Origin of the sequence: Vibrio sp. ZF57 (genome assembly GCF_001691235.1) — a bacterium.
GTDB classification, from domain to species: Bacteria; Pseudomonadota; Gammaproteobacteria; order Enterobacterales; family Vibrionaceae; genus Vibrio; species Vibrio crassostreae_C.
The window spans coordinates 1-25,959 of sequence record NZ_MAKD01000118.1; the positions used below are offsets into that span (position 1 = coordinate 1).

The 25,959-nt window shown below is 45.1% G+C and carries 21 protein-coding genes; 11 read left to right on the forward strand and 10 right to left on the reverse strand.

The features are described from left to right. Positions 1–214: 214 nt before the first annotated feature. Positions 215–976 (reverse strand): TatD family hydrolase, encoded by a 762-nt coding sequence (locus A6D97_RS18840; protein WP_017063053.1) that lies wholly within the window; start codon positions 974–976, stop codon positions 215–217. A gap of 208 nt (positions 977–1,184) precedes the next feature. On the opposite strand from A6D97_RS18840, the gene hemB reads away from it, so the two are divergent. The 3 genes from hemB (at position 1,185) to polA (ending at position 6,218) form a co-directional block, all read left to right on the forward strand. Continuing rightward, on the forward strand, positions 1,185–2,228 hold the full coding sequence (gene hemB, locus A6D97_RS18845; protein WP_017060158.1) for a porphobilinogen synthase: 1,044 nt from the start codon (positions 1,185–1,187) through the stop codon (positions 2,226–2,228). Between the two features lie 76 nt (positions 2,229–2,304). Next, a complete protein-coding gene (locus A6D97_RS18850; protein ID WP_017063054.1) occupies positions 2,305–2,739 on the forward strand; it encodes a GNAT family N-acetyltransferase in 435 nt (144 codons plus the stop codon). Positions 2,740–3,419: 680 nt separating this feature from the next. After that, positions 3,420–6,218, forward strand: coding sequence for a DNA polymerase I (polA, locus tag A6D97_RS18855; protein ID WP_017063055.1), 2,799 nt, complete (start codon positions 3,420–3,422; stop codon positions 6,216–6,218). Positions 6,219–6,725: 507 nt separating this feature from the next. Here the strand turns inward: polA and A6D97_RS18860 are convergent. Next, positions 6,726–7,331 (reverse strand): GTP-binding protein, encoded by a 606-nt coding sequence (locus A6D97_RS18860; RefSeq protein ID WP_065585024.1) that lies wholly within the window; start codon positions 7,329–7,331, stop codon positions 6,726–6,728. 218 nt (positions 7,332–7,549) lie between these two features. Then, positions 7,550–8,209, reverse strand: a complete 660-nt coding sequence (yihA, locus tag A6D97_RS18865) for a ribosome biogenesis GTP-binding protein YihA/YsxC (protein WP_017060162.1) — start codon at positions 8,207–8,209, stop codon at positions 7,550–7,552. A gap of 148 nt (positions 8,210–8,357) precedes the next feature. Here yihA and A6D97_RS18870 point away from each other — a divergent pair, with 148 nt between their 5' ends. From A6D97_RS18870 to hemN, 5 genes are all read left to right on the forward strand, one after another. Then, positions 8,358–8,975 carry a c-type cytochrome gene (locus A6D97_RS18870; RefSeq protein ID WP_012602993.1) on the forward strand — a complete coding sequence of 206 codons (618 nt, stop codon included), beginning with the start codon at positions 8,358–8,360 and terminating at the stop codon, positions 8,973–8,975. A gap of 557 nt (positions 8,976–9,532) precedes the next feature. Continuing rightward, entirely contained in the window at positions 9,533–10,171 is a 639-nt protein-coding gene (locus A6D97_RS18875; protein ID WP_010433503.1) for a class I SAM-dependent methyltransferase, read from the forward strand. Next, positions 10,171–10,728 carry a Der GTPase-activating protein YihI gene (yihI, locus tag A6D97_RS18880; protein WP_017060163.1) on the forward strand — a complete coding sequence of 186 codons (558 nt, stop codon included), beginning with the start codon at positions 10,171–10,173 and terminating at the stop codon, positions 10,726–10,728. Before A6D97_RS18875 ends, yihI begins: the two co-directional genes overlap by 1 nt. Before the next feature lie 6 nt (positions 10,729–10,734). After that, positions 10,735–11,223 carry a DUF2489 domain-containing protein gene (locus tag A6D97_RS18885; protein WP_017060164.1) on the forward strand — a complete coding sequence of 163 codons (489 nt, stop codon included), beginning with the start codon at positions 10,735–10,737 and terminating at the stop codon, positions 11,221–11,223. Positions 11,224–11,507: 284 nt separating this feature from the next. Then, positions 11,508–12,899, forward strand: coding sequence for an oxygen-independent coproporphyrinogen III oxidase (hemN, locus tag A6D97_RS18890; protein WP_017060165.1), 1,392 nt, complete (start codon positions 11,508–11,510; stop codon positions 12,897–12,899). Positions 12,900–12,982: 83 nt separating this feature from the next. Here hemN and A6D97_RS18895 read toward each other — a convergent pair whose 3' ends face one another. From A6D97_RS18895 to glnA, 5 genes are all read right to left on the reverse strand, one after another. Continuing rightward, positions 12,983–15,565, reverse strand: coding sequence for a GGDEF and EAL domain-containing protein (locus tag A6D97_RS18895; protein ID WP_065585025.1), 2,583 nt, complete (start codon positions 15,563–15,565; stop codon positions 12,983–12,985). Positions 15,566–15,673: 108 nt separating this feature from the next. Further along, the gene (gene glnG / locus A6D97_RS18900; protein WP_065585026.1) at positions 15,674–17,077 is read right to left on the reverse strand and encodes a nitrogen regulation protein NR(I); all 1,404 of its coding nucleotides are present in this window, start codon (positions 17,075–17,077) and stop codon (positions 15,674–15,676) included. A gap of 121 nt (positions 17,078–17,198) precedes the next feature. Continuing rightward, positions 17,199–18,275 (reverse strand): nitrogen regulation protein NR(II), encoded by a 1,077-nt coding sequence (gene glnL / locus A6D97_RS18905; RefSeq protein ID WP_019826501.1) that lies wholly within the window; start codon positions 18,273–18,275, stop codon positions 17,199–17,201. A gap of 168 nt (positions 18,276–18,443) precedes the next feature. Next, on the reverse strand, positions 18,444–19,013 hold the full coding sequence (locus A6D97_RS18910) for a DUF4124 domain-containing protein (protein ID WP_065585027.1): 570 nt from the start codon (positions 19,011–19,013) through the stop codon (positions 18,444–18,446). Positions 19,014–19,227: 214 nt separating this feature from the next. Beyond that, positions 19,228–20,637: a glutamate--ammonia ligase gene (glnA, locus tag A6D97_RS18915; protein ID WP_017059221.1), complete on the reverse strand. Its 1,410-nt coding sequence runs from the start codon at positions 20,635–20,637 to the stop codon at positions 19,228–19,230. 562 nt (positions 20,638–21,199) lie between these two features. Between glnA and typA the strand changes: the two genes are divergently transcribed. Continuing rightward, the gene (gene typA / locus A6D97_RS18920) at positions 21,200–23,035 is read left to right on the forward strand and encodes a translational GTPase TypA (protein ID WP_017059220.1); all 1,836 of its coding nucleotides are present in this window, start codon (positions 21,200–21,202) and stop codon (positions 23,033–23,035) included. 162 nt (positions 23,036–23,197) lie between these two features. Here typA and A6D97_RS18925 read toward each other — a convergent pair whose 3' ends face one another. Together A6D97_RS18925 and A6D97_RS18930 are read right to left on the reverse strand one after the other, a co-directional pair. After that, positions 23,198–23,728, reverse strand: a complete 531-nt coding sequence (locus tag A6D97_RS18925) for an AAA family ATPase (RefSeq protein WP_065585028.1) — start codon at positions 23,726–23,728, stop codon at positions 23,198–23,200. Positions 23,729–23,759: 31 nt separating this feature from the next. Then, complete coding sequence (locus tag A6D97_RS18930; protein ID WP_029235101.1) at positions 23,760–24,401, reverse strand: DUF2959 domain-containing protein; 642 nt, start codon at positions 24,399–24,401, stop codon at positions 23,760–23,762. Between the two features lie 204 nt (positions 24,402–24,605). Here A6D97_RS18930 and A6D97_RS18935 point away from each other — a divergent pair, with 204 nt between their 5' ends. Together A6D97_RS18935 and dtd are read left to right on the forward strand one after the other, a co-directional pair. Continuing rightward, the gene (locus A6D97_RS18935) at positions 24,606–25,547 is read left to right on the forward strand and encodes a virulence factor BrkB family protein (protein ID WP_032546762.1); all 942 of its coding nucleotides are present in this window, start codon (positions 24,606–24,608) and stop codon (positions 25,545–25,547) included. Continuing rightward, positions 25,519–25,953, forward strand: a complete 435-nt coding sequence (gene dtd, locus A6D97_RS18940; RefSeq protein WP_065585029.1) for a D-aminoacyl-tRNA deacylase — start codon at positions 25,519–25,521, stop codon at positions 25,951–25,953. Before A6D97_RS18935 ends, dtd begins: the two co-directional genes overlap by 29 nt. Positions 25,954–25,959 lie beyond the last annotated feature (6 nt).

Genomic DNA, 25,959 nt, shown 5'->3' on the forward strand with positions numbered 1-25,959 from the left:
CATATCACTTACTACCGTTTTTGTTTTTAGTTCCCGCTAATCCGCGATGAACCAAATTTTATGCCATAGGGTTCGATGTTGACGTTGTAAGTGTTGTGAATGGTCACACATAATCAACTACCTCCATATGCAGGTGGTTGATACTATACATGTCACTTAGCTTTCTCAAATAAATTCAGGAAAAATTCGTAATAATTACTTATTAATAGATTTGTCATAAATTAAACAATGCCTTAGCATTTTTGGTGGTTATGTTTTCGACTTCTTCAAGGGTAATTCCGCGTAATTCGGCGATGCGTTTTGCTACTAATTCTGTGTAGGCTGGTTCATTGCGTTTACCGCGATTCGGTGTTGGTGCCAAGTATGGGCAATCTGTCTCTAGAATGACGTAATCCATATCGAGATGTGGGATCACCTTGTCCATCCCAGAGTTCTTAAAGGTCGAAACGCCGCCTAAACCTAAATGAAATCCTAGCTCGTTGATCGCTTGAGCTTCCTCTAAGCTGCTACCAAAGCAATGGAATACCCCGCGTAAGCTGCCATCTTGTTCTTTACGAAGTAGGGCAAGTGTCTCTTCAATGGAATCACGAGTGTGGATCACCACAGGTAGATCAAGCTCTTTTGCCCACTGCAGTTGAGTCACAAACGCCATCTCTTGTTCAGCCTTGAAGGTTTTATCCCAGTACAAGTCGATACCAATCTCACCCACGGCGATAAAGTCATGCTTATCAAACCAAGCCCGAATGGTTTTGAGGGTTTGCTCGATATTCGCATCCACATAACAAGGGTGTAAGCCCATCATTGAACGGCACACATCAGGAAACTGCGCTTCCGTTGCTAACATTGGTTCGATAGATTCTAAATCGATGTTCGGCAATAGAATGGTATCAATCCCTTGAGCCAGTGCGCGCTGCACAACTTGTTCGCGGTCTTCATCGAATTCGCTAGCGTAAATATGAGCATGGGTGTCGATCATTGTTTTGTCCTGAAAGCGGTCTTTACTGAGTTGTCATGAGTATACGGCAGTGTGAGGAGAAGGTCATTTTTTGCCATTTATCCCTATTTTTGAGTGGGTTTCATATTTTACTGCTAGCGTCCTGAGCCATCAGTGATATGCTTTTGCCTGTATTTAGCACTTTTCATATCTAAGTATTTCGGTGCTTAGACTAGGCAAGGAGAATCTAGTGTCTGTTTCAATTCAAGGTCAATTCCCAGGTCGCCGTATGCGCCGTATGCGTAAGCACGACTTTAGCCGTCGCCTAATGGCAGAAAATCAATTGTCTGTGGATGATCTAATCTACCCAATGTTTATCCTGATGGGTAAAGACCGCCGCGAGCCTGTCGAGTCAATGCCAGGTGTTGAACGCTTGTCGATCGACTACATGCTTGAGGAAGCAGATTACCTGTCAAAGCTGGGTGTTCCTGCGATTGCTCTATTTCCAGTCGTGAACCAAGATGCTAAAAGTTTATGCGCAGCTGAAGCTCATAACTCAGAAGGTTTGGTGCAGCGCGCTGTACGTTTACTAAAAGAGCATGTGCCAAACATTGGCGTTATTACTGACGTAGCACTAGACCCGTTCACCACTCACGGCCAAGACGGCATCATCGATGAAGATGGTTACGTGATGAATGACGAGACGACTGAAGTCTTGATCAAGCAAGCATTATCACACGCTGAAGCGGGTGCTGACGTAGTTGCCCCATCGGATATGATGGATGGTCGCATTGGTAAGATCCGTGAAGCGTTAGAAGAAGCGGGCCATATTCATACTCAGATTATGGCGTACTCTGCAAAATATGCATCGTGCTACTACGGCCCATTCCGTGATGCAGTTGGCAGTGCTTCGAACCTGAAAGGTGGTAACAAGAAGAACTACCAGATGGATCCAGCCAACAGCGATGAAGCGATTCATGAAGTCGCGATGGATCTTAATGAAGGTGCGGACATGGTGATGGTGAAACCAGGCATGCCTTACCTTGATATTGTTCGTCGTGTTAAGCACGAACTGCAAGCGCCTACGTTTGCTTACCAAGTATCTGGTGAATACGCGATGCACAAAGCGGCGATTCAAAACGGCTGGCTGAAAGAGCGCGAAACCGTCATGGAATCACTGTTGTGCTTTAAGCGTGCTGGCGCTGATGGCATTCTTACTTACTTCGCTAAAGATGTCGCAGAGTGGCTTGCTGAAGATAACGCACAAGCTGCTGAGCATTTAAAAGAAAAGTAACCGTGTAGATCTCACTTAAGTGATCAGTAAAGGGTTGGCCATTGTGCCAGCCCTTTCGTTTATAAGGATGAATAAGATGTCAGTTGTCGTACGTGAAGGTTCTTTAGAAGAAGTGGTGTCTGTGGTCGAGCAGATCTCTGAGTTCGCTAAAAAAGAGAGTGTCGCTTCTCTGTCAGAGCGGCTGGCAGGGAAAAAGAGCCTTATCTTAGTGGCTGAAGAAGCTGGCGTGTTGCTTGGCTTTAAGATCGGCTATGAATTGGATCAAGATACTTTTTACAGCTGGTTTGGTGGCGTGTCACCGCTCGCGAGGAACAAAGGCGTTGCACAGGCGCAATTAGACGTTCAGGAACAGTGGGCGAAAGAGCAGGGCTACAGACAGTTAAAGGTTAAGTCTCGTAACCAGTTCCCTGCAATGTTGCGCCTGTTATTGAGAAACGGTTACCTAATCGAAAGATTTGAAGAAAAAGAAGACATTAATGACCATAGAATCCATTTTTTGAAGCAAATTTAAGCACTGCTGTTAACGGTTTATAAATCAAATGAGATTTATTCTCATTTAATTGTTGACTATTAAATGAGAATCATTATTATTAACTTCGTCTTAGGGAATGAGGAAATGTTCACAAGGATGTTAAGTACTCAAGTATCTACTTGGTTACCCAACAGAATTCTCGCGAACTTGTACTAAGTTCTTTTTGACACGACATTGCTCACATTGCTTCCAGTGTAATTTATAGCTTTTAGGTAAAGCTGTGGTATTCAATTTGAATGGCTTTACCGGTTTTTGCTAGGCGACATCTTCGGGTGTCGCTTTTTTTTATACCTACCATTTCAACAAGATGCATATTTAGTGGCACGTATTTTTATGAATAAAACGCCATCAGCATTCTTTTCCACAACGCAAGATCGAGAAAAGATCGTTGATCATCTGTTCGATCTGTAAAATTATTCTTTATTTTCAGTTGTTTATTGGTGTTTTTTGAGTTGTTCACCGTAGTTCTCAACAGGGTGGATAAATAATATAAACAGAGTTATCCACAGAACGCTTGCGTCTAAGAACAAAAAATAACAACAAATCGATTATAACGAACACAACCGAGTGAACGGATACAGATCGACAACGTGGAATCCAACCAACAGACGTGGCATTCTTAACAGATAATTTCTGTACTTACTGGATACACAAACATTATGGCTCGTATTCCTGATAATCCATTGATTCTGATCGATGGCTCTTCTTACCTATATCGCGCGTTTCATGCTTACCCTGGCACCATGAGCAATGGTGATATCCCGACTAACGCGGTTTACGGTGTAGTTAACATGCTGCGCAGCATGATGCGTCAATTTGCTTCTGATCGTATTGCGGTTATTTTTGATGCAAAAGGAAAGACGTTCCGTGATGACATGTACCCAGAGTACAAGGCTAATCGTCCACCTATGCCGGATGATCTACGTTGTCAGATCGAACCTTTGCACAACGTGATTCGCGCAATGGGTCTACCACTTATCTCGATCCCAGGCGTTGAAGCGGATGATGTGATTGGTACGCTAGCTTCTCAAGCATCTAAAGCGGGCATGCCGGTTTTGATCAGTACTGGCGATAAAGATATGGCGCAGCTGGTTGATGACAACGTTACTTTGATCAACACCATGACCAACGTGGTTATGGATCGCGAAGGCGTGATAGAGAAGTTTGGCATCCCACCTGAGCTGATTATCGACTACCTTGCACTGATGGGCGATAAAGTGGATAACATTCCTGGCGTTCCAGGTGTTGGTGACAAAACAGCAACTGCTCTACTACAAGGCATTGGTAGCATCGAAAAGCTGTATCAAAACCTGGATGATATTGCCGCTCTTGGCTTCCGTGGTTCAAAAACCATGGCTAAGAAGCTGATTGATAATAAAGACAACGCTGAGATGTCTTACGAGCTTGCAACGATCAAACTGGACGTCGAGTTAGAAGAGACACCTGAGTCGCTTGTAAAAGCACAACCAAATACGGATGAGCTGATTAAGCTATACGGTCAACTGGTCTTCAAATCTTGGTTGAACGAGCTACTTGAAGGCGGCAGCGGTGTGGTTGAGGCGGATGAGAAGTCGGGTGCAGTGCGCAGCAGCACGGCATCAACCACTTCTACCGTAGAAATGAACACCTCTGCAGTGACGATTGATCGCAGCAACTACGAAACCATCTTAGATGAAGCCTCTTTTAATGCGTGGCTAGAGAAACTGAAAGCGTCAGAGGTGTTTGCCTTTGATACTGAAACAGATAGCTTGGACTACATGGTGGCTAACCTTGTTGGTCTATCATTCGCAACCGAAGAAGGCGTTGCCGCTTACGTACCGGTTGCCCATGATTACCTAGATGCACCTCAACAACTCGACCGTGATTGGGTACTTGAACAGCTTAAGCCGATTCTTGAAGATGACGCACAGGCTAAAGTCGGTCAAAACCTGAAGTACGATATGAGCGTTTTAGCGCGCTACGGTATCGAGATGAAAGGCATCAAGCACGACACCATGCTAGCGTCTTATGTTTTTAATAGCGTTGGCGGCAAGCATGATATGGACAGCCTAGCGCTGCGTTTCCTTCAGCACAGCTGCATCTCATTTGAGCAAATCGCAGGTAAAGGTAAGAAGCAGCTTACTTTCAACCAGATTGAGCTGGGTGAAGCGTCTCCATACGCAGCAGAAGATGCTGACGTGACTTTACGTCTTCATAACCGTTTGATGGAAAACATTGAGCAAGATGAAAAGCTAAAAGCCATCTATGAAGAAATCGAAGTACCACTGATCCCTGTAATGTCTCGCATTGAACGTACCGGCGTATTCATCGATGACATGTTGCTGGGCGCTCAATCGCAAGAGATTGCGGTTCGATTGGATGAGCTAGAACAGAAAGCCTACGAGATTGCAGAGCAAGAGTTCAACATGAACTCGCCAAAACAGCTGCAAGCGATCCTGTTTGAGAAAATGGGTCTGCCTGTTATCAAGAAAACGCCATCAGGTGCACCTTCAACCAACGAAGAAGTGCTGCAAGAGTTGGCTCTTGATTACCCGCTACCTAAGCTGATCATTGAGTATCGTGGCCTTGCGAAACTAAAGTCGACCTACACAGATAAACTACCGAAGATGATCAACGCTGAAACGGGTCGTGTTCATACGTCTTATCACCAAGCGGTGACAGCAACGGGTCGATTGTCTTCAACAGATCCAAACCTGCAGAACATCCCAATTCGTAATGAAGAAGGCCGTCGTATCCGCCAAGCATTCGTTGCACAACATGGTTGGAAGATTCTAGCGGTCGATTACTCTCAAATTGAATTGCGTATCATGGCGCACCTTTCGGGTGATAAAGCGCTTCTGGAAGCATTCCAACAAGGCAAAGATATCCACGCGGCAACGGCTGCTGAGATCATTGGTGTTGATATTGAGAGTGTGACCACTGAACAACGTCGTCGTGCTAAAGCCGTTAACTTCGGTCTTATCTACGGTATGAGTGCCTTTGGCTTGGCTAAGCAACTGGGTATTCCTCGTGGCGAAGCACAGCACTACATGGACACTTACTTCGAGCGTTACCCTGGCGTAATGCAGTATATGGAAGACACGCGCAGTGCTGCTTCAGAGCAAGGCTTCGTTGAAACCATTTACGGTCGTCGACTGCACCTTCCTGAGATTCAATCTCGTAATGGCATGCGTCGTAAAGCTGCTGAACGCGCGGCGATCAATGCGCCAATGCAAGGCACAGCAGCGGACATCATTAAGAAAGCGATGTTGTTGGTGGATGAGTGGATTCAAGCGGAAGGCGATGGTCGTGTAAAACTGCTTATGCAGGTACACGATGAATTGGTGTTTGAAGTGGAAGAGTCATCTTTAGCCGAAATTGAAAGTAAAGTACAAGAATTGATGGAATCCGCTGCAGAGCTAGAAGTGCCGCTTGTGGCGGAAGCTGGCCACGGTGACAACTGGGATCAAGCCCACTAATCAGTTTTTGACCTTAATAAGCAAATTAGTATGAGCCAGTGCACAAACACTGGCTTTTTTTTGTCTCAAATAAAGTTAAGTCGTAATAAGAATTTAGGTGTTTTAATAAAACATTCATGAAAAAAAACTACAAAAGTTGTTTTCATTTCTGAGCAATTGTTGTACATTAAATCTCGTAGGGTACAGAGGTAAGATGTTCTATCTTTCAGACCTTTTGTTTCACGTTATTGGATTAGGCTGATTCAGCCGCCCCAGTCAGTATTTGACTGGGGCGTTTTTTCTTGTGCGAAAGAAAAATATTTCCACCCTGCAATTACCCCGTAAAACCTCTCATTTTTAGTGCCTTTTATTACACTTTCTCAAGCACAGTGATAAACCCCTGATTTGCCTTAGATCTGGAATTCGATCAGATTTTGGTAATTTAAATCCGTCTCTAAGTCGATTGTTTTATCACTTGAAATAACTTTTATTTTACAAGTTATCGATAAAGGATTGATGGCTCACGCCTTATTTATCAGTGTATTGAGTCGGTGAATGCTCAATGTAATCCATGATTTTCTGTTGTTTCTCGGTGCTATATTTCAGAGCTTCGGCGGTGATCTGGATGGATTGCGCCATCGAAGAGATATTGTTGGTCGCTTTTACCAAGGTTTGCTGCATTGGTTTCAGGATAAGCAGATAGATAGCGGTCAAAGCGATAATAATGACGGCGATAACGGCCGCCAGCGCAATGATGATCTTAGTCTGAATATCATCCAACAGCACTTGGCTGGTTTGTTTAAAGGCGAGTCGAGATTGGTCTAAGGCTTGTGGCAGTTGATTGAGGGATGTCTTGGTGGAGCTCGCAAGCTTATTGATGCTTTCAACGGTTTGATTGAGGGCTTGTTGCTGGTCGTCGCTTAGGTTGGGGTTGTTGACTATCGCCTGCAAAGATTGCGATATCACCTCAAGAGACTCACTCGCATCTTGGGCGTACTTTTCCATGCCATCGAGGTCTAAGGTCATATCGACATTGATCAGTGGGGCTTGTTCTTGTTCTTGTTCTGCTTCAGAGGCAAACCCTGTCAGTGAGACCAACATAAGTGCAATGATTGCCAATGGTGTTTTCCACATGAGTATTCCTTTCTCATTGTTCTGATTATTTAGATGTGTCTTTTAGTATGGTTCACTTCTATTGGTTTTAGTGGCTAAATCCGATTTTTAACACTAAAAACTTAGGCTTAACTCACTCATTTTTGGGCAAAAAAATACCCCACCTATATAAGGAGGGGCATTGATAAGGCTAAATCACGTGTTGTAAGTGCTCTAACCTATAGCGATAAGTAGAGGAACTACTCTGAGTCGTTGTGCTCTTCGTCTGCTAACTCATCAATGATTTGATCAGCAAGCGCAGGCGCAAACCACTCATCCATCTTGGCACGCAGTTGGTCAACGCCGATGCCCTTCATTGAAGAGAAGACATCAACCGCAACATCACCACCGAAAGATTTTGCATCGTTACGGATTTTCAGTAGCTGTGCTTTACGCGCACCACTTTTCAGTTTGTCTGCTTTTGTTAACAAAACCTGTACTGGGATGCGGCTATCGATAGCCCAGTAGATCATTTGTTGGTCAAGGTCTTTCATTGGGTGACGGATATCCATCAATACCACTAAACCTTTCAGGCTTTCACGTCGTTGTAGGTATTCACCTAGCGACTTCTGCCATTTTTTCTTCATCTCAAGTGGTACTTGAGCAAAGCCATATCCAGGTAAATCGACGATATGACAACCGTCCGTTACCTTAAATAGGTTGATTAGCTGAGTTCGACCGGGTGTTTTACTGGTTTTCGCCAAGCTTTTTTGGTTTGTAACGCGATTTAGCGCGCTAGATTTACCAGCATTGGAGCGTCCTGCAAACGCAATTTCGATCCCTTCGTCTTCTGGTAAATGACGAATATCAGGTGCACTGGTAATGAAATGCGTGTTTTGATAATGAATTTTTACGCTCACTGTTAACTCCATCTCGACTTTGTGTAGTCGATTGATTACTTTTTTGTGAATTTGTGTAAAATAACCGTGCTCGGCATAAGGTCGCCTATTGTACCATGAGTGGCAACATAGAGTGGTACTGGAAGCTTGATAATTATAATGGAATGTCATGAAGAAATTAGCGCTAATTTTGAGTCTTTTAGCCAGCTGCTCAGTATGGGCTCAAGGTAGTATTGAAGCTGGTAAAGCCAAATCACAAACATGTGTTGCCTGCCACGGTGCTGACGGCAACAGCCTGATCACTCAGTACCCTAAGCTGGCTGGTCAACATGAGAAGTATCTAGAGAAGCAGTTAAAAGAGCTTAAGCTAGGTATGACAAGTGGTGGTAAGCAAGGTCGTTACGAACCTGTAATGGGTGCAATGGCGATGCCTTTATCTGAAGAAGATATGGCTGACCTAGCGGCATACTACGCCTCTCTACCTATCTCTAGTAACTCTACTCCTGAAAATGTAGTAGATGAAGGTAAGGTTCTTTACACAGCGGGTAACGCAGAACGCGGCGTAACGGCGTGTATTGCTTGTCATGGCCCTCGTGGTAATGGTACCGAACTTTCTGGTTTCCCTAAGATTTCAGGTCAGCACGCAGATTACATCAAGGCTCAACTTGAAAAATTCCGCGATGGTGACCGTAATAACGACATGAATGCGATGATGCGTGATGTAGCTAAAAAGTTAACAGACGCTGATATTGATACCTTATCGAAGTACGTTGGTGGTTTACACTAATTTGTCGGTTTCTTGCTCTTAGCCAGAGTAAAGGAATGTACGTTCGAGCGAGATTGAAGAGACGCCCCGATCAGTAATGGTCGGGGCGTTTTCTTTTGTATTGGTTTTATTAATGCGTTTTGTGTTTATGTCTGATTTATCAATGTGTGATCGATTTGTGTACAAAAGTGTGAAGTCGCACTCTTGTAGTCTTTTTGTAACACGGTAAAGTAACCGCCATCAGCTAGGAGCTGACTTAGATATGGATGATCATCTAGTCTAACGGTATAGACAGAAATGGATCAGGCTAGGACAGCCCAGCAACAAGGTGTTAGAAAAGGATAGCCAAAACTCATCAGGACGATGAACAACAAACAAATTTGGCATGGAAAGCACCAATAACAAATGGAGATTTGTGTACCAAGTTGAGTATGCAAATTTTGGCCGATATAGGCAGATTTAGAGAGCGATAGGTTTTCCTATCGCTTTTTTTATTGATTTGATGAAAAAACACCCAATACCTCTCCACTATAAACTCAGTTTCTGGTATGTTTCGCATCCCTGTTTAAGGATGTGCTATGTATACTTGTCCCTTATGCCATCACCAAGGCGTGAATCACTATTTTGAAGACAAACGCAGAGCCTATCTGCAGTGTCAGCAATGTGAACTGGTATTTGTTAAACCTGAACAAAGGTTAGAAGCAAAAGAAGAAAAAGCACACTATGATCTCCATGAGAACGATCCTAGTGATGCAGGCTATCGCCGCTTTTTATCTCGCATCGCGGATCCACTAACAGACAAAATTTCATCTAACTCACACGGGTTGGATTTTGGTTGTGGCCCAGGCCCTACGCTATCTATTATGTTAGAAGAAGCCGGACACACCATGGAGTTGTACGATATCTATTACCACCCAGAACCCTCTGTGTTGGAAAAAACGTATGACTTTATGACTGCCACGGAGGTGATAGAGCATCTTTATCACCCAGACAAAGTGTGGCAGCAATGGTTGAATTTAGTTAAACCCAAGGGCTGGATTGGTCTTATGACTAAACTAGTAATAGACGTAGACGCGTTTGCTGGTTGGCACTACAAGAATGACCCGACACATGTCGTCTTCTTTAGTCGTCAAACATTCCAGTTTTTGGCAGAGCGGGATAAGCTCGAACTAGAATTTTTTGGAAATGATGTAATTTTACTGAGGAAAGTGCAGTAATGGGTCGTAGTAAGAAATCAAGAAAGCCGGGAGCACTTGGCGCTCCGGAGCCTATGGTTACTCGTAACCGTAGTGAATCTGATGTTGAAGGTCGTGAACGTAAGCGTGTTAAAAAGCGTAAAGGCCTTAAGTCTGGCAGCCGTCACTCAGATGGTAGCGAAGCAAAACAGCGTAAAGCTGCACAAGCTCGTGATCCACGTTTAGGCAGCAAGAAAAAAATTCCGCTGATCGTTGAACCAGCGAAGAAGCCGACTAAACAAGAGCGCAAGCTATCTAACGAACAAGAGTTAGAGATGCTTGAGAATGACGCTCAACTGAACACACTCCTAGATCGTATCGAAAATGGTGAAAACCTAGGTGCTGGTCTACAGAAGTTTGTTGATGAGAAACTTGATCGTATCGAACACCTAATGGGCCGCTTAGGTCTACTAGAGCCAGAAGACGATGAAGAAGAGATCTTCGAAGAAGCACCGGTTGCCTCTAAGAAGAAAGCGAGCTCTGACGAAGACTTGCTATCTCAATTCGAAGATTTCGATTTAGACAGCTTTAAAGGTTAATAGCCAGTGAACGTAACCTTATTAGCAATTGCTGGTGGAATTATCATTCTCGGCTTGGGCTCTTACGCAGGTTACCTTCTACTTCAAGTGAAGAAGCAGACGGAGTTGCAAAAGCAGCATCAAGCACTAGCCATTGAAAAACGCAACGCGACGATTTACGAAAACGTAAATACTTTGTGCTTAGCGGGCATTCAAGGGCAATGTGACTTACCTGAGATCAGTATCCGAGTGTGTATCATTATGGATAATGTTCAGGGTGATGAGCGTGTCGATTTTGATTCTGAGTATCCTGCTCTTTCTGAGCTGTACCATATCGTAAAAGATATGGCTCGCGGAGAGGCAAGACAGGAACTGACGAAGAAAGAGCGCATGCAGCAGAATCTCACGCGCCATAAGGCAGAGACTCGCTTGAATGATGCGGTCATTGAAGATCTGAAAAGGTTGCAAGAGAAGGTTAAACCTCTCAACAACCAAATCAACATTCAGATGATCTAGTCGCTAAGACTATTTAAAATAGAGGCTTGTTTAATACAGGGTGTTCTTGAGACACCTTATCTTTATAGATAGTGTTAAATGAGCCTTCTTACCTTTTGCGTCTCGTTAATCCCGACGCTTTGTTAGTGATCAAGCTAGCAGTTCTGAGTTTTTGTCTAAAAAATTGATTTTGTCTTGGAACGACCTTACAGGTCGTGTGGCAAAATAACCCGTCTATATTTTAATGTATGTAAAATGATTTGAGAGACCTTAGGTTCTCGCGGATCTAAATTGGAAATACCGCTATGTCGAGCAAGCCAGTAACAACGAATCAGCAAATCGTTTGGGATCAAGAGATCTTAAACAAGTACAACTATTCGGGACCTCGTTACACCTCATACCCAACTGCGTTGGAGTTTCATGAAGCGTTTACCGTCGCTGATTACGACATGGCGTGTACTCAATATCCTGAGCGTCCACTCTCTCTTTACGTGCATATCCCGTTCTGCCACAAGCTTTGTTACTACTGTGGTTGTAATAAAGTCATTACTCGTCACTCGCATAAAGCGGATGAGTACCTTGATGTGATTGAACATGAAATCCGCCAACGCGCCTCTTTATTGAATGGCCGTGAAGTGACGCAATTGCACTTCGGTGGTGGTACGCCAACGTTCTTGACCAAAACACAAATCACTCGTTTGATGAGTATTTTGCGTGAAGAGTTTAACTTCACCGCTGACGCTGAAATCAGTATTGAAGTTGACCCGCGTGAGATTGAGCTAGACGTACTTGACCACCTGCGTAACGAAGGCTTCAACCGCCTGAGCATTGGCGTGCAAGACTTCAATAAAGAAGTGCAGAAACTGGTTAACCGTGAGCAAGATGAAGAGTTCATCATTGCGATGGTTAAACGAGCGAAAGAGCTAGGCTTCCGTTCAACTAACCTGGATTTGATCTACGGCCTACCAAAGCAGACTCAAGCTTTGTTCGCTGAAACATTGAAGCAAGTGTTAGAAATGAAGCCGGGCCGTTTATCGGTATTTAACTACGCACACATGCCTCAGCTGTTTGCGGCGCAGCGTAAGATTAAAGACGAAGATCTACCTGAAGCGAAAGAGAAAATGGCTATCTTGCAAGATACCATCGAGACGCTAACGGGAGCGGGTTACCAGTTCATTGGTATGGATCACTTCGCACTACCTGAAGATGAGCTAGCCGTAGCACAGCGTGAAGGTATTCTGCATCGTAACTTCCAAGGCTACACGACCCAAGGTGAAGCTGACTTAATTGGTTTCGGTGTCTCTGCTATCTCTATGGTCGGTGATGCTTACGCTCAAAACCAAAAAGAGCTGAAGAAGTATTACGCTCAGGTGAATGACCTGCGTCATGCACTTTGGAAAGGTGTGGTATTAGACAGTGATGACCTAGTGCGTCGTGAGGTCATTAAACAGCTTATCTGTAACTTTAAGCTTGATAAAACCATGATCGAGTCTGAGTTTTCTGTAGACTTTAATGGTTACTTCAAAGAAGACTTAGGGCTCCTGCAAACCTTCATTAATGATGAGTTGGTTGAAGTGGATGACAAAGAAATCCGCGTGACTTTGCGTGGCCGTTTGCTGATCCGTAACATCTGTATGTGTTTTGATAAATACTTACGTGCAAAGGCTCGCCAGCAGCAATTCTCTCGCGTTATCTAATCGCTCGATAGAGAATAGAACAATAAAAAATGCCAGCATCATGCTGGCATTTTTGTATCTGACTCATTCGATTTCTGCCTGGTTTAGGTGAGACTCTCAGTGGTATTTTGTTTGACCTTGGCACTTTGCTTGGAGTTGATGAGGTCGGTAGGCCATTGGTCAAACGGAACTGGGCGACTGTATAAGAAGCCTTGAGCAAGCGGGCACTGCAGCTGCTTGAGAAGTTCAGCCTGTTGCTGTGTTTCAACGCCCTCTGCCACCAAGCTTACTTTGAAGCCCTTAGTGATGTTAACGATGGCCGCGACGATGGAGCTATCTAGGTTCTCTTTATCAAGTTTGCTGACAAAGCTGCGATCGATCTTTAAGCAATCAAATGGCAGTTTGTGTAAATAAGCCAGTGACGAATAGCCGGTACCAAAGTCATCAATCGCAATTGATATCCCTAGTGCTTTTAGAGTCAGCATGTTATCGATGATGGTCGGGTCGTTGTCGACGATGCGTGATTCGGTGATCTCTAGTGTCAGGTTGCTTGCTGGCAGATTTGTGTCTCGCAACGTGCCTTTTACTTGTTCCACAAAGCCACTTTCACTCAGTTGATCGACCGACAGGTTAACGTGAATAGAGAAGTCCTTGCTCCATTTTCCTGACTCAATCGCGATGGCTGTATCTCGACACGACTTATGCAGAATTTGTTTTCCGATATCGTCAATGAGCCCGCTCTCTTCCGCGAGAGGAATGAACTCGAGTGGCGAGATCACCCCTTCATCCGTTATCCAGCGAGCTAAAGCTTCTGCTCCTATGGTCGAGCCAGATTCCAGATCAATAATAGGCTGATAAAACGGTTCGAACTGTTGAAGCTCAATCGCTCGGTTCATCCGCGCTAACATCTTGGTGCGATGTCTCGATGCTTTGCCCATTTCAAGGCTATAAATACAGACACTGGTTTTGTCTTGTTTCGCATTGCTCAATGCAATGCTGCTGCTGCGTAGCAGGAGTGTAATGTCGTGAAGATTCGAGACATTCACTATCCCCATCGATACCTTAATCACCACGCTTTCCGATTCCATTGAAAATGGGGAAGCGAAGGTTTGAAGTAAGCGGTTAGTCAGCAGCTGAACATCATCGCTTTGCGTTACGTTTGGCGCGTAGATGGCAAACTCATCACCACCAGTGCGAGCTAGTAGGTATTCGGATGGCAGTGTGCCTCTTAAACGAGCGGCCGCAATGATAAGTAGCTGGTCGCCATTGTAATGACCTAGGCTGTCATTGATGTCTCGGAAGCGATCAATACCAATCAAATACAGTGTGCCTTTTTCGTTGTCGGGGTGTTTCTTGGCAGCGTCAATAAAGCCTTCACGGCTGTATAGCTTGGTTAATGAGTCATAGGTAAGTTGAGACTGTAATGCATGAAACGAAGCCTTTAAGTTGTTGGTCATTTCATTGAATGACTCGACCAACATGCTGGTTTCATATATATGCCCTGTTTTTGGCATGCTCGCGTCCCAATCGCCCTTAGCAAGGCGTTTTGCCGCATCCGCTGTCGAGGTGATGGGTTGGGTTGCGCGATTAAAGGCAATTAATCCTGCAATGACCCCAATGCAGCTCAGTGCTAGCCCAAGCAACCAACTGTTTCTTTGATTTTCTGGCAATTCACCGAGCAGATTGCTTTCAGGGATCGACACCCCAATAAACCACGTGAGCCCGTGCTCATCTTCGTATGGGGTGATTTGGTTGAAGTAGCGTTCGTTGTCTAGGCTAAAACTAAAGCGCTGCTCGCCCAAATTCTCGATTAGGTGGAATTGCTCTACGTAGCTAGCACTCTCACGTATGACTGGATTAGCACTCTCTGTTGCTAGTTTGCGTTGCCCTTTGTTGGTTTGTCCTGTGCCCCATGAAACGACACTGTCTCCGCCTGAGTGCGCGACCAAGCGTTGCTGCTTATCGATGATGTAAACAGAGGCATCCGTTCTATCTTTGAGCTTTCTGAGAAACGCATTGAAGGTATTGATTTTGATGTCGCTGACTACGACGGCTTTGAATTCATTATCATCATAGATAGGCGCTAGAGCAGATAAGGTGATTTCTTGACGTTCGTCAGCATTGGCATAAATTGGTGACCATAACGGTTTTTTCTGTGTCGCAATGGGTGTGTACCAAGGACGGATTCTAGGATCGTAACCTGAAATCACCGATCGAATGTCTTCACTAATTTTGCTGCCACGGTAAATGACCAGCTGATCATTGGTGCGTTCGTCTTGCACCATCAAGGTGTAGCCTTTGTTGGCTTCTTTGCGGAAACCGACGTAGTTACCATCTTCAGAACCAAAGCCGATCGCATCGAGTTGAGGTACAGCAGTGTAATGGTCTGAAAACGTATAAAAAATATAGTCTTGGACCTTACTAAGATTGCCTGCTTGATAAAGATGGTGGTAGCCGATGTTATGGCTGAGCGAGAGGTTGGCGTGAAATGGCTTTTCTAAAAAATTAGACAGGCTTTGATGAACATTGTCAGTCAGTGATGTCAGCTGGCGTGCACTAACATCACTCACCATCTCTTTGTAGCTTAGCTTTTGAGTGAAAACCATTACACCCATAGTGAACAGAAAAATCATCACGAATGGCAGAACCACTGCGGTTCTCAAAGTAATTTGTGTTTTCAAAGACATCTTTAGCTACAACTTTGGTGAATAGTGTACTGTAATTGTACCGACACTATTCAAACCAAGCGACACTTTTTTGGTTAAAAAGTAGCTGCATCGAGAATCATATAAGGTCTAGTACAGTTCTTTGAGTTTACGAGTTAGGGTGTTTCTTCCCCATCCCAAAACCTTAGCTGCATCCTGTTTATGACCATTAGTGTGGTGGAGTGCAGCTTCTAGCAGTATACGTTCAAATTCTGGCAGAGCATAAGTGAGCAGCTCTTTTTCTCCTGAATCAAGCGCACACTTTGCCCAATTAGCGAGCAGTTGTTGCCAGTTGTCTCCCGTCCCTGAAGTGGTCACCACTTTTTCTTCCAACAGTTCTGGAGGCAAGTCTGAAGGGAGTATTTCACTGCCGCTCGCCATGACTGTGAGCCAACGACAGATGTTCTCAAGCTGACGTACGTTACCCGGCCAATTTAGCTGATTGAGCTTCATGATGGTCTCAGAGTGCAGTGTCTTCACTTCTACACCAAGCTCTTCAGCGGCGGATGCTAGGAAGTGGTGAGTCAGCTTTTCAATGTCTTGTTTACGTTCGCGCAGTGCCGGAATATGGATTCGGATAACGTTCAGTCGATGGAAAAGGTCTTCACGGAAACCACCGTCATGCACCAAGCGCTCAAGATCTTGGTGGGTTGCTGCAACGATACGAACGTCTACCTTAACTGCAGAGTGACCGCCGACGCGATAAAATTGGCCATCAGAAAGCACGCGCAGTAGTCGAGTCTGAATATCGAGTGGCATATCGCCTATTTCATCAAGAAACAGAGTACCGCCGTTGGCTTGTTCAAAGCGTCCTTGGCGAACACTGTTAGCGCCAGTAAAAGCGCCTTTTTCGTGGCCAAACAGTTCAGACTCGATCAGATCTTTGGGGATTGCTGCCATGTTCAAGGCAATGAAGGGCTTCTTAGCTCTTGGGCTGTGACGATGCAGAGCGTGAGCGACCAATTCTTTACCGGTACCCGATTCACCATTGATCAGCACGGATATGGATGAGCGAGACAAACGGCCAATCGCTCGGAAAACCTCCTGCATTGCCGGTGCTTCACCGATGATTTCTGGCGCGTTGGTGTCTTCAGCGACCTCACTGGCTTGTTCGCGTTTCTGCTCTTGGCTGTGCGCGATCGCTCGTTCGACTAGAGTCAGTGTTTCATCAATATCGAACGGCTTTGGAAGATATTCAAAGGCGCCTTTTTGATAAGCATTCACCGCCGCATCAAGGTCTGAGTGCGCGGTCATAATGATCACGGGCAGGTCGGGAGAGCGTTGATGAACCTGATGCAACAGCTCAATCCCGTCAATGCCGGGCATGCGAATGTCAGACACCAATACGTCCGGTGTCTCGCGCTCAAGCGCAAGCAACACGCTCTCAGCATCAGCAAATGTTTCACACTTAATATCCGCAGATGAAAGTGTTTTCTCTACTACCCAGCGGATAGAGCTGTCGTCATCGACGACCCAAACGTATCCCTTACTCATAATTCAATTCCTTTGCAGCCAAATCTATTGTGATAATCATTGTTGTTTTTATGATGTCTTAATCTTTGTGTTACCGAGCTAAGCCTTTCATCTCGCTGTCCAATAGCGAGGTTCTTATGACCTAAATCGGTAGATAAATCGTGAATGTGGTGTTGCCTGGCCAGCTTTCAACATCAATTTTCCCATTGTGTTGATCGATCAGGTTTTGAGAAATCGATAGCCCCAGCCCTGTTCCACCTTCTCGTCCGCTGACCATTGGGTAAAACAGCGTGTCTTTTAAATCATCGGGGATGCCCGGACCGTTGTCGCTGATCTCAATACGAGCTGCGAGTTTGTGTCGCTGCCCGTGAATATTTGCTTGATGCACCGTTCTGGTGCGAATGGTGATTTTGCCAGAATCTTGAGTCTTTAGAATCTGCGCTGCATTGCTCACGATATTGAGCATCGCTTGTTCAACCTGTGCCGAATCCATCAAGATGTCCGGTAGGCTCGGGTCGTAATCCCTTTCGATGGCGAGCGTTGAACCCGATTCGAGCTCTACGAGCTGCCTGACTTTCTCAAGTATCTGGTGAAGGTTCTCTTCTGATTTAGTCCCCGGCTTCTGTGGGCCAAGCAGACGGTCGACTAATGCTCTTAAGCGGTCGGCTTGCTCAATAATGATCTGCGTATATTCATTAAGAGACTGATCAGGAAGCATTTTCCCAAGTAACTGCGCCGCACCTCTTAAGCCACCGAGTGGATTTTTGATCTCATGTGCTAACCCGCGTACCAGCAACTTAGCCGCTTGTTGTTGTGCATGTTGGTTGAGCTCTTGGCTAAGGCGTCTTTGCTGGTCTATCTTGCGCATCTCAACCAATAACAGCGTCTCTCGCTGCCAAGATATTGGGCTAACCGTGACTTCAAGCATCAGTGGGCGGTTATCAACAACGAAGGTAACGTCACTGTCGGTAATGCTCTGGCCACTTTGTAGCGGTTGCGTCAGAAGCGCCAAATCAAGTGAAGCGTGTTGGATAAGTTGGCTCAGTGGATGATCAACGATGCGTCGTGCGCTCTGTGAAAAGAGCTGCTCAGCCGCCGGATTTGCGTATCGGACATACAATTGCTCATCGAGCATTAATGTCGAAGTCACCATATTGTCGAGAATGGCGCTGGAAAGATGGTGTGTATCTATGCTGTCGCTTTTGGCTGATCGATTCACTATTTCGTCCTTGAACTGGTGTTTTTCTCACTGCACCAAATTGGTGCGTAGCTAAGTTCAAGTATGGCGCATATCAACCAGAAGCTAAAGATAATTCATTAGAGTCGCTGAAAGCTGCTTCGATTAGGTGAAAAGTAGAGGTTATTTGGCCTCTTTTAACACATTGGCCTACTTGAGCGTCGCTCGATGTAAATACACGGTGACTGGACTAGTAGATGCAATAAGCTTGCCGCTTCTATGTGCTTGAATTGCAATGGTGTGAGTACCTCGTTCGATACCTTTTAATTCCCAAATAGGTTGGGTCTGTGGGGCGCCATATCGACGGCCATCGAGCATCAATTGTAATTGCTCACCTATACCAAGCTTTCGGTTGAGTTCTATCTGAATCGGGATTAAGCCGCGATTACTACGAATGGTTTGATCATGAACTGGAGTCAACATGGTGAGGGCTAATTGAGTAGGAACCTCGCGCTTTGTGGTTTCGGTTTCTGCCTGAGTTTTGGCTGGCGTTGCCGTTTTAGTTGTAGAGGAAGCAGCAGCGTCAACCGGAGTTGAGGCCTCAAATTTAGGGGCGGGTGCTGAAGCTTGCACATCTGGCAGGCGAAGAGCCTCGGCATCTTGAGCGCTAGGGTTATCACTAAAGTGGAGCACGCCATCTTCATCTATCCAGGTATACACCGTTTGAGCAGAGCACGAGAGCGCGACTGTTAACCCGATTAGGAACAGTATGTTTTTCATATCTTTAGCCTCTTTTCACCGCTAGGTGATTTCACGTTTGGCGTTGGTTTTATTGTATTTAGCGCGACAGCCTCTGAGGGCTTTTGTCTAAGGTATGGTACGAGGAAGCGGGGGGAGGGAGAATATAAAAAAGGCCCGCCTGCGAGGCGAGCCTAATATTTAGTCAGCGATTCTTACAAGGTTGCAGTAAGAAATGGCTTATCTCTACAGGAGATTAAACTGAGTAGTACAGTTCAAACTCAAGTGGGTGTGTAGCCATGTTCACGCGTTGTACGTCGTCAGATTTCAGAGTGATGTAAGAATCGATGAAATCGTCAGAGAATACGCCGCCAGCTGTTAGGAACTCACGGTCTTCGCTAAGCGCTGCTAGAGCTTCTTGTAGAGATTCTGCAACTGTTGGGATTTCAGCTGCTTCTTCTGCAGGAAGGTCGTATAGATCTTTATCCATAGCTTCGCCTGGGTGAATCTTGTTCTTGATGCCGTCAAGGCCAGCCATAAGCATTGCTGAGTAGCATAGGTATGGGTTAGCTGCTGGGTCACCAAAACGTAGCTCGATACGACGTGCTTTAGGGCTTGGTACTACTGGGATACGGATAGAAGCAGAACGGTTACGTGCTGAGTAAGCAAGCATTACAGGTGCTTCGAAACCAGGTACAAGACGCTTGTACGAGTTAGTTGATGGGTTAGCAAACGCGTTGATTGCACGAGCGTGCTTGATTACACCACCGATGTAGTAAAGAGCCATTTCAGATAGGCCGCCGTACTTATCACCAGCAAACAGGTTAACGCCGTCTTTTGCTAGAGATTGGTGAACGTGCATACCAGAACCGTTGTCACCAACTAGTGGCTTAGGCATGAATGTCGCTGTTTTACCAAATGCGTGAGCAACGTTGTGTACAACGTACTTGTAGATTTGAGTTTCATCAGCTTTCGCTGTTAGCGTGTTGAAGCGAGTAGCGATTTCGTTTTGACCCGCAGTTGCTACTTCATGGTGGTGAGCTTCAACAACTAGGCCCATCTCTTCCATTACTAGACACATTGCTGAACGGATGTCTTGAGATGAATCTACTGGAGCTACTGGGAAGTAACCGCCTTTAACGCCAGGACGGTGACCTTTGTTACCGCCTTCGAAGTCAGAACCTGTGTTCCAAGCTGCTTCTACGTCATCGATCTTGAAGAAAGAACCAGACATGTCGTTTGAGAACTTAACGTCGTCAAATAGGAAGAATTCTGGCTCTGGACCAACTAGAACTGTGTCTGCGATACCTGTAGAACGTAGGTACTCTTCAGAACGTTTAGCGATAGAGCGTGGGTCACGGTCGTAGCCTTGCATTGTTGCAGGCTCTAGGATGTCACAACGGATGTTTAGCGTTGCGTCTTCTGTGAATGGGTCCAGTACAGCAGATGCTGCGTCTGGCATCATTACCATGTCAGATTCGTTAATGCCTTTCCAACCAGCTACTGAAGAGCCGTCAAACATTTTGCCTTCTTCGAAGAAGTCTGCATCAACTTGGTGAGAAGGAATAGAGATATGCTGCTCTTTACCTTTTGTATCAGTAAAACGTAAGTCGATAAATTTAACTTCGTTCTCTTGGATCAGGGATAGTACATTTTCTACTGACATCTTGGATAACCTCCAGTGTTATTAATTCGGTATTAGCTCGATTCGGTTGAAACTAGCATTGATTAATGTCTATAAGTGCATTAATCGATGCTGATTTATCTACTGCCAAAAACGTGCCAAAAAAATTATTCCATTAATTTCAATGATTTACTTGTTTTGCGATTTTTCTTAATCTGGTTTTTGCACCAAAATGATCTCCGGTCGCACCTTATTGGTGCAATTGTTTGTCTGTGCACCAATATGAGACATAAGCGAGCACCATTCAGCAATGAATTGCCTAAGTTGTCAATCCACTTTTGTTATTTTGCGGGAGATTTGGTTCGCCACTCGCAGGTGATACTTTTTTAGAGTCCTACGAATTGGGCTGTTCAACACTGTACTGAATCAAAGTTAAGCGGATATGAATCGCTAATAAAGAAAAAAGCCCCGGTTCAGATCACATATTTCTGGGTTTTTGTCTAGAATCTGGTATATTATTGACCGTTTTTTAAATCAAGCTAGCGGTTATTATCCAAACTTTTGAGATAAGTGACGGCTACTTTTATGAGTGAATCGAGAATCCATGTCTACTCCACAGATTGATAAGTTAAGAAATATCGCGATCATCGCGCACGTTGACCACGGTAAAACGACTTTGGTTGATAAACTGCTACAACAGTCAGGCACTCTTGAGTCTCGTGGTGAAGCTGAAGAGCGTGTCATGGATTCGAATGACATCGAAAAAGAGCGTGGCATTACCATTCTTGCTAAGAACACAGCAATCAACTGGAATGATTACCGCATCAACATCGTAGATACTCCGGGACACGCGGACTTCGGTGGTGAAGTTGAGCGTATCATGTCTATGGTTGACTCTGTTCTGCTTATCGTTGACGCAGTTGATGGCCCAATGCCTCAAACTCGTTTCGTAACGCAAAAAGCATTCGCACACGGTCTTAAGCCAATCGTTGTAATCAACAAGATTGACCGCCCAGGCGCTCGTCCTGATTGGGTTATGGATCAAGTATTCGACCTTTTCGACAACCTAGGTGCTACTGATGAGCAACTAGACTTCACAGTTGTTTACGCTTCAGCTCTAAACGGCTGGGCAACAATGACTGAAGGCGAAACTGGCGAGAACATGGAACCATTGTTCCAAGCTGTTGTTGATACAGTAGACGCGCCTGCAGTTGACCTTGACGGTCCACTACAAATGCAAATTTCGCAACTTGATTACAGCTCTTACGTAGGTGTTATCGGTGTTGCTCGTGTTACTCGTGGTTCTGTTAAACCAAACCAACAAGTAACTATCGTCAATGCAGAAGGCAAAAAACGTAACGGTAAAGTAGGTACAGTTCTTGGTTACCTAGGTCTTGACCGTCACGAAGTTGAGCAAGCTAACGCTGGCGACATCATTGCAATCACTGGTCTTGGTGAGCTGAAAATTTCAGACACTATCTGTGACGTAAACAATGTTGAAGCAATGACTCCGCTTTCTGTTGATGAACCAACAGTAACAATGACGTTCCAAGTAAACACTTCTCCGTTCGCGGGTAAAGAAGGTAAGTTCGTTACTTCACGTAACATCCTTGAGCGTCTAGAGAAAGAACTAGTACACAACGTTGCACTACGTGTTGAAGAAACTGATAACCCAGATCGTTTCCGTGTTTCAGGTCGTGGTGAACTTCACCTATCTATCCTGATCGAAAACATGCGTCGTGAAGGTTTCGAGCTAGCTGTATCTCGTCCAGAAGTTATCATCAAGAAAGACGAAGATGGCAACCTAACTGAACCGTTTGAAACTGTGACTATCGACGTGCTTGAAGAGCACCAAGGTGGCATCATGGAAAACATCGGTCTACGTAAAGGTGAGCTAACTGATATGTCTCCAGATGGCAAAGGCCGTGTTCGCATGGACTTCATGATGCCTTCTCGTGGTCTTATCGGTTTCCAAACTGAGTTCCTAACTCTAACGTCTGGTTCTGGTCTTCTTTACCACTCATTTGATCACTACGGTCCTCACAAAGGCGGCGTAATCGGTCAACGTAACAACGGTGTTCTAATCTCGAACGCAACTGGTAAAGCTCTGACTTACGCACTATTCAACCTACAAGAACGTGGTCGTCTATTTGCTGAGCACGCGGATGAAGTATACGAAGGTCAAATCATCGGTATTCACAACCGTTCAAACGACCTAACAGTAAACTGTCTGAAAGGTAAGCAGCTAACGAACGTTCGTGCATCTGGTACTGATGAAGCACAGGTTCTTTCGCCACCTATCCGTCACACTCTAGAGCAAGCTCTTGAGTTCATCGACGAAGACGAACTAGTAGAAGTAACGCCAGTAAGCATTCGTATCCGTAAGAAGCTTCTTACTGAAAACGAACGTAAGCGTGCAGCACGTCCAGCTAAGGCTTAATTGCCAGCTGACTAGCTTCTAGCTAACAAGCAATACGTTTTAGAATAAGTAAGAAAGCCCCGAGTAGCCTAGCTGCTCGGGGCTTTTGTTTTTTAGTTTGTTTAGATACGGTTAAACGAGATTTCGTCATCCTCAAGAGGGAGGAACGACCGAGTTGGGGATCTAGCTTTTGATACCTAAGTAACGCTCAACGAATTGAAGCCGTTCTTCGACTGGCATAAACGGCACTTCAACCACCTCATAACCAAGTTCTTGGTAGACTCTTTCTAACGCGTGGTGAATCTCTAACGCCTCCTCAAACGGATAAGGTCTCACATCATCTTGTACATAAATTGAAGCCTCGGGGCGACAGAACAACACTTGGGGGTGATAACCTTGGCTCGCTTCTCGGTAGGTTGTGTTTATCTCTAGTTTCGCCTGAGCCAAGTAGCCACAGATATCTGGAATGGCGCGATCGAGAAAGGCAACAGGATGCTGACTGGCTTGGTCTTTGTGTTCGCTCATGACGGTTAAACATAGGCGAGCAAAGCCTGGAAGGTCTAACCAAGGTAAGATACCGTTCTCAAGTTGACTCTGCTGTTCGATTAACTGGCGAGAGGACTCAGCGAATATCGGGTAACCCATGTCACCCAAGGCATTAATTAGTGTGGTTTTACCAGCCCCTGGGCCGCCAGTAACAATGATTGGGTTCATACGGGTTTATCTTAATTCGCTTCTAATGGCACTACTTCTGATTGAGTTGAGCTAGGAATTTATCCGACTCTGCTATTGCCGCATTCATCTGCTCTATTGCATAGGCGATGTCTTTTTCTAAGCTCATAAACTCACCTTGCAGCGAGCCGACAGCGCTCGCATTGAGGTTGTGCTTCAAGTAAAGCGTGTTGTCGCGAAGGGTATTGAGCACTGGGTCCATTTTCTTCTCGGCGCGCTTCATTGCTGACAGCATCGTTTGGTAAGACAATTTAGTTTCACGAAGTTTTTGCTCGCTCGAGCGGCGCAGTGAATCACTGGTGTAGAGATCTAACTCACTCTGCCACTCTTCAAACAGCGCATCCGACACATCTTCAATCGCAGCAATGCGGTCACTGACATTTTGCGCGGCTTTCTCGCTGTCTTGGTATTTATCATTGATTTGGTTGTACATGTCTTCAAGGTCGCCGCCACTGAAGTTAGTCAGGCTGCTGAGTGCTTCAAGTGCGCTGGTAAACTCTTCCTGAGCATCCTGCTGTGACTCTTTAGCGTCTTCCACTCTATCAACCATAATGTCACGCTTGTGGTAACCCACTTGCTCCATGGCGGAGTAATAAGCTGACTGGCATCCAGTAAGAGTAAAAATAGAGAGGACTATAACTATTAAATAAGGCATCCTAGTTTCCTATAGTTAAATAATATCAATCGTAGTAAATAACTGCCCAACCTAGCTTGTTAAAATGCTCGATAACGGCGTTAGAATTTTTGATTGTAGAATAACTACTTATCAAAAAATCTGCCTTGTTCTCAAGCCTTTTTCCTGCGCTATTTTTGAACATTTACTTACTGTGATTAATATGTCGGAATATTAATTAGGACTATGAACGAGTTACAAGGGAGTTACAAGTTGAAGATAAAAAAGGTCGCCACACTCAGTATTCAGTTTTCTCGCTATCTTTTGGCGCGAATGACGCACGATAGAGTCAACGTGAATGCGGGCTACTTGGCGTACATTACTTTGCTCTCGATCGTACCGATGTTGACGGTTCTGCTCTCTATCTTGTCATCATTTTCCATCTTTGCTGATGTTGGTATCGTGATTCAAAACTTCGTTATTATCAACTTTGTTCCAGCGTCAGGAGATGCGGTGCACGGTGCCTTGCTCGAGTTTGTTGCCAACACGGGTAAGATGACGGCGGTCGGTAGTGTGTTCTTGTTCATTGCGGCACTGATGTTGATCTCGAATATCGATAAGAACCTAAACTACATCTGGCGTGTTAATGAGAAGCGACGTGCGGTATTGTCGTTCTCAATGTACTGGATGGTGCTAACACTTGGGCCGATCTTGGTTGGTGCGAGTATTGCTGCCACTTCGTATGTGACATCGCTCAGTCTGCTACAAAATGAAGTCGTATCTGGCGCCTTTAATACCGTAATTCGCAAACTGCCTTTGATTCTCTCTTTCTTTGCGTTTTTCGGTCTGTACCTGTTGGTTCCCAACAAAAAGATACACTTTTCTCATGCGGCTGCAGGTTCTCTAGTGGCGGCTCTGTTGTTCGAACTCAGTAAGAAAGGCTTCGCGGCCTACATTACTCAATTCCCTTCTTACCAGTTGATTTATGGCGCATTGGCGGCAATACCAATTCTTTTTGTCTGGGTTTATTTGTGCTGGTTGATTGTGCTGGTGGGTGCTGAGGTGACCGCTGCATTGGGTGAGCAGGAACAGTGGAGTGACTCGAAAGAAATGGTACACTCGTCGGATAAAGACAAAATCACAGAGCAAGGAAACAACAGTGATAGCACTGATCCAGAGAGTAAGTGAAGCTGCCGTCCGTGTTGATGGCGAATTAGTTGGTGAGATTGAACAAGGCTTATTAGTTTTGTTAGGCGTAGAAAAAGGTGACGACGAAGCCAAAGCCAAACGTTTGATGGAACGAGTGACCACTTATCGTGTCTTTGGAGACGAAGACGATAAAATGAACCTCAACGTGAAGCAAGTAGAAGGTAAGGTATTAGTGGTGTCTCAATTCACTCTGCCGGCCGATACCAAGAAAGGGACTCGAGCAGGGTTCTCTCGTGGTGCTCACCCAGAAGATGCTGAGCGTCTTTATAACTATTTCTCTGACCAGTGTGAATCAGTGTTACCAACGGAACGTGGCCGATTCGCAGCCGACATGAAAGTGTCTTTGGTTAATGATGGCCCAGTGACATTCTGGCTGCAGGTTTAGGCTTAA

Coding starts and splice junctions, on each gene's coding strand:
- A6D97_RS18840 (WP_017063053.1), bottom strand. CDS start 976: ATGATCGACACCCATGCTCATATTTACGCTAGCGAATTCGATGAAGAC.
- A6D97_RS18850 (WP_017063054.1), top strand. CDS start 2,305: ATGTCAGTTGTCGTACGTGAAGGTTCTTTAGAAGAAGTGGTGTCTGTG.
- polA (WP_017063055.1), top strand. CDS start 3,420: ATGGCTCGTATTCCTGATAATCCATTGATTCTGATCGATGGCTCTTCT.
- A6D97_RS18860 (WP_065585024.1), bottom strand. CDS start 7,331: ATGTGGAAAACACCATTGGCAATCATTGCACTTATGTTGGTCTCACTG.
- A6D97_RS18870 (WP_012602993.1), top strand. CDS start 8,358: ATGAAGAAATTAGCGCTAATTTTGAGTCTTTTAGCCAGCTGCTCAGTA.
- A6D97_RS18875 (WP_010433503.1), top strand. CDS start 9,533: ATGTATACTTGTCCCTTATGCCATCACCAAGGCGTGAATCACTATTTT.
- yihI (WP_017060163.1), top strand. CDS start 10,171: ATGGGTCGTAGTAAGAAATCAAGAAAGCCGGGAGCACTTGGCGCTCCG.
- hemN (WP_017060165.1), top strand. CDS start 11,508: ATGTCGAGCAAGCCAGTAACAACGAATCAGCAAATCGTTTGGGATCAA.
- A6D97_RS18895 (WP_065585025.1), bottom strand. CDS start 15,565: ATGTCTTTGAAAACACAAATTACTTTGAGAACCGCAGTGGTTCTGCCA.
- glnG (WP_065585026.1), bottom strand. CDS start 17,077: ATGAGTAAGGGATACGTTTGGGTCGTCGATGACGACAGCTCTATCCGC.
- A6D97_RS18910 (WP_065585027.1), bottom strand. CDS start 19,013: ATGAAAAACATACTGTTCCTAATCGGGTTAACAGTCGCGCTCTCGTGC.
- glnA (WP_017059221.1), bottom strand. CDS start 20,637: ATGTCAGTAGAAAATGTACTATCCCTGATCCAAGAGAACGAAGTTAAA.
- typA (WP_017059220.1), top strand. CDS start 21,200: ATGTCTACTCCACAGATTGATAAGTTAAGAAATATCGCGATCATCGCG.
- A6D97_RS18925 (WP_065585028.1), bottom strand. CDS start 23,728: ATGAACCCAATCATTGTTACTGGCGGCCCAGGGGCTGGTAAAACCACA.
- A6D97_RS18930 (WP_029235101.1), bottom strand. CDS start 24,401: ATGCCTTATTTAATAGTTATAGTCCTCTCTATTTTTACTCTTACTGGA.
- A6D97_RS18935 (WP_032546762.1), top strand. CDS start 24,606: ATGAACGAGTTACAAGGGAGTTACAAGTTGAAGATAAAAAAGGTCGCC.